This window comes from Gluconobacter sp. P1D12_c (genome assembly GCF_018812105.1).
Lineage (GTDB): Bacteria > Pseudomonadota > Alphaproteobacteria > Acetobacterales > Acetobacteraceae > Gluconobacter > Gluconobacter oxydans_A.
Genome location: NZ_JACSIQ010000385.1, coordinates 1 through 482, shown reverse-complemented (window position 1 = coordinate 482; position 482 = coordinate 1). Strand labels below are relative to the sequence as shown.

Annotated in this window: 1 protein-coding gene; it reads left to right on the top strand. The window is 37.3% G+C overall.

Annotated elements, in window-relative coordinates:
* Nucleotides 1-51 precede the first annotated feature (51 nt).
* On the top strand, nt 52-482 hold a 431-nt coding region (locus tag KP705_RS17290; protein WP_215765166.1), incomplete at its 3' end, for a hypothetical protein.

Here is a 482-nt window from a genome sequence, read left to right as displayed (position 1 = left end):
TCTGCTACAATAAGTTTCCAGTACCCCACAAACTGAGGGTCGGAGATTGTTATGGATATGGTAAAGAAGGAAAAATATAGAGAAATAGAGAGAGAAGTACAGAGGCTTGAAAATCTGTTCAATATAAAGGCTGTGCGATTGAAGGCACGTTATGAGACCAAGGCTATTCGTTATATGTTTGGGAATGGGGTCGAGGTTTATTGCGGTTGGGAAAAGCCTTACGATATCATGACTTGTTTGCATGACCATTATATTGACCATTCTTTTCCTGTGAAGGATGTGAAAAGTTATAGAGATTATTTGCGTTGTCTTCCTTCGCATTCTTCTTTGTTTTTGGATTACATAGAAAGCAGGGGATATGGTGTTTTAAGAGTCAACGAATATTTGAACGATGACGAGGATGAATTTTGTTACGAGTGTGATTTTGATAAAGACAATAAAGATGAGATACGCCTTTGGGTTAAAGATATAGAAGAATGTCA